Genomic DNA, 7,187 nt, shown 5'->3' on the forward strand with positions numbered 1-7,187 from the left:
ATGGTAACAAGATTGGTGAAGGCGTAGCTGATGAAAATGGTAAAGCTAAAATCACACCAACTGTAGATATTCCAGAAGGTAATGTGACAGCTAAAGCTACAAAAGATGGTCAAACATCAGATGCAAGCGCACCAAAAGAAGCTACAGCAGCAACACCAGCTAAACCAAGCACACCAGTTGTAGATACAGACCTTACAGGTAAAGCAGGAACTAAGACACCAGTTGAAGTGACAGCAGAACCAGGTACTAAGGTAGAATTGTTCGACAAAGATGGTAACAAGATTGGTGAAGGCGTAGCTGATGAAAATGGTAAAGCTAAAATCACACCAACTGTAGATATTCCAGAAGGTAATGTGACAGCTAAAGCTACAAAAGATGGTCAAACATCAGATGCAAGTGATCCAGTTCAAGCCACAGCAGTTGATAAAGTAGTTAAGACTCCATCAGTCACACCAGTAGCTAACCCATCATCTCTAACAGATGCCGAAAAAGCTAAGGTAGCCGACGAAGTTAAGAAATCAAACCCTACAGTAAGTAAGGTAGAAGTTGGCAACGACGGTACAACCACTGTAACTTACCCAGATGGCACAACAGCTGTAATCCCAGCCGATAAGACAGTTAAGAAATCAGATGATAAAGCTGTTAAGGATCCAACAGTAACTCCGGTTACAGATCCAAGCAACTTGACTGATGCGGAAAAAGCTAAAGTAGCCGACGAAGTTAAGAAAGCTAACCCAACTGTAACAGATGTTAAAGTTGGTGAAGACGGCACAACAACAGTTACATATCCAGGTGGTACAACAGCTGTTATCCCATCAAATAAAACTGTTAAGAGATCAGTTGATAAAGAACTTAAGGATCCAGCTGTAACACCGGTTACAAATCCAAGCAACTTGACTGACGCCGAAAAAGCTAAAGTAGCCAACGAAGTTAAGAAAGCTAACCCAACAGTAACTGACGTTAAGGTTGACAAAGATGGCGCAACAACTGTAACTTACCCAGATGGCACAACAGCTGTAATCCCAGCCGATAAGACAGTTAAGAAATCAGATGATAAAGTAGTAACGGATCCATCAGTAACTCCAGTTACAGATCCAAGCAACTTGACTGATGACGAAAAAGCTAAAGTAGTCGACGAAGTTAAGAAAGCTAACCCAACCGTAACTGATGTTAAGGTTGGTAACGACGGTACAACCACTGTAACTTACCCAGATGGTACAACAGCCGTTATCCCAGCCGATAAGACAGTTAAGAAATCAGATGATAAAGTTGTTAAGGATCCATCAGTAACCCCAGTTACAGATCCAAGCAATTTGACTGATGCCGAAAAAGCTAAAGTAGCCGACGAAGTTAAGAAAGCTAACCCAACAGTAACTGACGTTAAGGTTGACAAAGATGGCACAACAACTGTAACTTACCCAGATGGCACAACAGCTGTAATCCCAGCCGATAAGACAGTTAAGAAATCAGATGATAAAGGTGCTAAGGATCCATCAGTGACTCCAGTTACAGATCCAAGCAACTTGACTAATGCGGAAAAAGCTAAAGTAGCCGACGAAGTTAAGAAAGCTAACCCAACAGTAACTGACGTTAAGGTTGACAAAGATGGTACAACAACTGTAACTTACCCAGATGGCACAACAGCTGTAATCCCAGCCGATAAGACAGTTAAGAAATCAGATGATAAAGTAGTAACGGATCCATCAGTAACTCCAGTTACAGATCCAAGCAACTTGACTGATGACGAAAAAGCTAAAGTAGTCGACGAAGTTAAGAAAGCTAACCCAACCGTAACTGATGTTAAGGTTGGTAACGACGGTACAACCACTGTAACTTACCCAGATGGCACAACAGCCGTTATCCCAGCAGATAAGACAGTTAAGAAATCAGATGATAAAGTTGTTAAGGATCCATCAGTAACCCCAGTTACAGATCCAAGCAACTTGACTGATGCCGAAAAAGCTAAAGTGGCCGACGAAGTTAAGAAAGCTAACCCAACCGTAACTGATGTTAAGGTTGGCAACGACGGTACAACCACTGTAACTTACCCAGATGGCACAACAGCTGTAATCCCAGCCGATAAGACAGTTAAGAAATCAGAGGATAAAGCTGTTAAGGATCCATCAGTAACACCAGTTGCAGATCCAAGCAACTTGACTGATGCCGAAAAAGCTAAAGTAGCCGACGAAGTTAAGAAATCAAACCCTACAGTAAGTAAGGTAGAAGTTGGCAACGACGGTACAACAACTGTAACTTACCCAGATGGCACAACAGCCGTTGTCCCAGCAGATAAGACAGTTAAGAAATCAGAGGATAAAGCTGTTAAGGATCCATCAGTAACCCCAGTTACAGATCCAAGCAACTTGACTGATGCCGAAAAAGCTAAAGTAGTCGACGAAGTTAAGAAAGCTAACCCTACAGTAAGTAAGGTAGAAGTTGGCAACGACGGTACAACCACTGTAACTTACCCAGATGGTACAACGGCCGTTATCCCAGCAGATAAGACAGTTAAGAAATCAGATGATAAAACTGTCAAGGATCCATCAGTAACCCCAGTTACAGATCCAAGCAACTTGACTGACACCGAAAAAGCTAAAGTTGCAGAAGAAGTCAAGAAAGCTAACCCAACTGCGAAAGATATCGTTGTCAACAACGACGGCTCAGTAGTTGTAACCTTTGAAGATGGCACAACAGCTATTATCCCAGCAGATAAGACAGTTAAGAAATCATCAGACAAAGCTAAGGAATCAGATGGCGTTAAGAATCCATCAGTAACTCCGGTTACAGATCCAAGCAACTTGACTGATACCGAAAAAGCTAAAGTAGCTGATGAAGTCAAGAAAGCTAACCCAACTGCGAAAGATATCGTTGTCAACAAAGATGGCTCAGTAGTTGTAACCTTTGAAGATGGTTCAACAGCTATTATCCCAGCAGATAAGACAGTTAAGAAATCATCAGACAAAGCTAAGGAATCAGATGGCGTTAAGAATCCATCAGTAACTCCGGTTACAGATCCAAGCAACTTGACTGACGCTGAAAAAGCTAAAGTAGCAGAAGAAGTTAAGAAAGCTAACCCAACTGCGAAAGATATCAAAGTTAACAAAGATGGCTCAGTAGTTGTAACCTTTGAAGATGGTTCAACAGCTATTATCCCAGCAGATAAGACAGTTAAGAAATCATCAGACAAAGCTAAGGAATCAGATGGAGTTAAGAATCCATCAGTAACTCCGGTTACAGATCCAAGCAACTTGACTGACGCTGAAAAAGCTAAAGTAGTCGACGAAGTTAAGAAAGCTAACCCAACTGCGAAAGATATCGTTGTCAACAATGATGGCTCAGTAGTTGTTACTTTTGCGGATGGATCAGTAGCAGTCATTCCAGCTGAAAAAGCTGTTACAGCTGCTAACCAAGAGTCACCTGCTCAAGGATCAGCTAAGAAAGCAGGAGCGAAAGAATTGCCAAACACTGGTACTAAACAATCTAGCGCTTCACTTGGACTAGCACTTCTTGCAGCAGTGACAGGAGGACTTCTCATCGCTAAAAAACGCGAGGAAGAAGAGTAAGAAATTACTCAAATAAGGTAAATTTAAGAATATGAATTCTGTAATTTGCTAGAAAAGGCTAAGAGAAAAGACTAGCCTCGTCATAAAACCACACAGAGATTCAAGACTTGAGAACAATCAAGGTTAAAGAATCGCTGTGTGGTTTTTAAGGTTCCAGAGGTTGGATTTCTTTCCTATTTAGTAAGAATCATTATTAGAAAATGAGGATCTCTGTTTTTAGAGATTCTCGTTTTTCTATTTAGGAGTTAAGCCCCTAGAATTAGATGATGTTAACATATAAGAAAATATGAATATGATTTAAACGATAAAGTGTAAAAAACAAGGATAAAAGTAAAAAATAGAAAATTTTGCAAATGATTTTACATTATAAAGTTCTTTACATTCTTTAACCAATGTTTTATAATAAAAATGTATGTAGCATATAAAATGCTAAAAAATACAAAAAAGGAGATACAAACATGTATTTTAATCGTAAAAATGCAGAACAAAAGAACTGGCGTATGATCAAAAAAGGGAAACATTTCCTATTTGGTTGTTCGCTTGTTTTTGCGGTTGGAGCAGCACTAGTCGCTCCATCAGTTCAAGCTGATCAAACTGATCCAGTAGATTCAAGTGCTAAGGATACAACTGTAAAACCTGAGACTCAGAATCAAGGTGAAACTTACGGAGCACCTGCTGTGGAAGCTCCAATAGCTACAGAAGCTAATACGAAACCAGTACTTGCGACTGCTCCAGAAGCTAATGCTAAGGAGAAAGCTACAGAGCCTTCTGCTGCACCAGTAGTAGCAACTACAAAAGAATCAGATTCTGTTCAAGCACCAAGCTTGACAACAGTAGCGGATGCATCAGCATTAACTGCTGAAGAAATTTCAAATGTTACTGAAGCGATTAAAGGTTCAAATCCGACTGCAGTTTCTGTTCAAGTTAGCAATGATGGATCTGCGATTGTAACATTTGCAGACGGATCAAGCGCAACATTGTCAGCTTCTCAAACAGTTAAAGTCAAGGCAGAAGCTACTTCGGAAGCTCCTACACGTTCACGTCGTGCCCTTTCTCCAGTAAATGGAACTACACGCTCTTTTGACTCTGAACTTCAGAATGAAGCTCAAAAGAAAGCAATCTACAGTCCGGGTGTGAAGGGTGAAAAGCAAACTTATCAAGGAACAGTTTGGCTTTACCGTAATGGAACAGTCAATAACGATAACCAAGAAGATGCAAAACGCCTTGGTGGTGTAAATGTCTACCTTCAGTATGTAACTGGTAAAGGTTTTGTGTCACCAGTTTATAAGACAACAAGTGAACAAGATGGAACTTTTGTATTTGACTTGTCTAAATCGGTAGCAAACCGTCTAGGAGCCACAGGTGAGTTTCAACTTGCAGGAGACCCTAAGCTTGCTATTCGTACTTGGGTAGAAAATCCAGATCCAACAAAATACACTGTCATCAAATCAGGTGACCAACGTACAGGTTTCCACGGACGTCTTAGCCGTTTAAATGAAACTTGGGATTTCACGGCTGGTATCAACCGTATTGTTGGTGGTCAAGTAGTTCTTCAAGAAAAACCAAATTCTGAAGACTATCTCTTGAAACCAGAAGCAGACCGTCAGACAGGTGACCAAGCAGACGGCCAATTTTCACGTAAAGGCGATTATGGTACAATCCGTGGTAGAGTGTGGTACGAACTTCGTGACCCAAGTGGTTCTGACGCACGTATGTATAAAAAAGACAGCTACGATATCAATGCTACAAACGTTAAAGTAGCGGCTTCATACGTAAATGATGAAGTGACTCGTCTTTTTGACAAATGGAAAAAAGAACACAAAAACTACAAACTTGATGATTTCAAAGCTGCTCAAGCTGAAATTATCAAAGAATATGAAGCTAAGAATGGTAAAGGTTCACATATCGCTGAAACTGTTGTAGTACCAGTTGATAAAGACGGTTACTATCGTATTCCATTCCGTGGTCTTTATGGTGTGAGCGCTGATAAGGCTAACAGTGGACTTTCTAAGAAAATTTCAGATGCAGAGTTTGGAACACTTGTTAAAGATGAAGATTTAGACAATGAACATCTTATGAAGTGGAATGGAACTATTGGACAAAAATACCGTCACATTAATACGGATTATGTTTATGCCACTGTTCTTGTCAATGACTATGCTATTTGGAGCAATAACTACCAATCAAATATGTTTGAAGGTACGTCAGATGCCGTTCTTCCAGTAGGACCTTCATCACTTGCGGCAGCAAATATTTCAAATACAAACTTTGCCCTAATCGCACCACAACCAATGCACGACATCTTGGTATATGACAATTCTGATCATTTTGCAAAACCAGGAAATACTGCTGAAAGTACTACTGGTGGACTTATGCCATCACGCGAATACCAAATCCGTTGGTTCAAAGATGGTAAAGCAATCGGTGAAGCAACAACTGTAATGTCAACAGCAGAAGGAACTGCTAAGTCAGTACCACTCACTGTGCCAAATGATCTTACAGAACCAGCAATCTATACATCAGCTGTATTCCTCCAAGGCGAAGACACAAGTGACCTTCATTCAGCATTGGCACTTGATTCATTCACTGCTGTTCTTGATGAAGAAACAGACAAATACACTCCAAAATATGCTGACACACTTGTAACACCAGGAACCCCTGCTACAGCAACGCCAACTTTCACAGATAAAGGTGGGAAAGATACACCAGCTCCAGAAGGTGCTAAATATAGTATTCCATCTGACTTTGTAGCTCCAGAAGGCTACACTGTATCAATCGACGAAAATACAGGAAAAATCACTGTTGAAGCTAAGCCAGGAACAACAGTTGAAGAAGTTGAAGTACCTGTCAAAGTAACATACAAAGACAACTCAACTGATACAGCCAAGGCTACCTTTAAGTTGGATACTGATGGTGATAAGATCCCAGATGTAACGGATGAAGATGATGATAATGATGGTGTCAAAGATTCAGACGAAACAACAGATGGTACAAACACTAAAGATCCAAACTCAATCGCTTCAAAAATTACTCCAATTGATGATCAAACAGGTGTAGTAGGAAAAGAAATCACACCAGTTACTGTCACAGTAGAGAAAGTTCCTACAGATGGTTCTATCAAGGTTGAAGGACTTCCGGATGGTGTTTCTTACGACCCAGTAACAAAACAAATTACAGGCACACCAACAACTGAAGGTGAATCAGAAGTAACGATCACAGTTCTTGGTAAAAATGGTCAACCAGTAAAAGGTGCTGATGGACAACCTGTAACTGAAACATTTAAATTTACAGTTACAAAACCAGCAACAGACGCTGACAAGAACACTCCAACAGCTAAGGAACAAACAGTAAACAAGGGTGAAACTCCAGACGCTAAGAATTCAATTGGTAACACAGGAGATCTCCCAAGTGGTACAACCTATGCCTTCAAAGATCCAGTAGATACAACTACAACAGGCGATAAGGGAGCAACCGTTGTTGTAACTTACCCAGATGGTTCTAAGGATGAAGTTCCAGTAACTGTTAAGGTAGTAGAAAACCCAACACAAGCAGATCAAAACACCCCAACAGCTAAAGATCAAACAGTTAAGAAGGGTGAAACACCAGACGCTAAGAATTCAATTG

At 40.5% G+C, this 7,187-nt stretch carries 2 protein-coding genes; both read left to right on the top strand.

The genetic code is table 11. The features are described from left to right. The coding region (locus PCY08_RS09840; protein ID WP_301560220.1) for an LPXTG cell wall anchor domain-containing protein at positions 1 to 3,563 on the top strand (3,563 nt) is incomplete at its 5' end. 458 nt (positions 3,564 to 4,021) lie between these two features. Continuing rightward, positions 4,022 to 7,187, top strand: a 3,166-nt coding sequence (locus tag PCY08_RS09845) for a Rib/alpha-like domain-containing protein (protein ID WP_301560221.1), incomplete at its 3' end; no start/stop codon positions are given.

The sequence above is a fragment of the Streptococcus sp. SO4 genome (genome assembly GCF_030440055.1).
GTDB lineage: Bacteria > Bacillota > Bacilli > Lactobacillales > Streptococcaceae > Streptococcus > Streptococcus nidrosiense.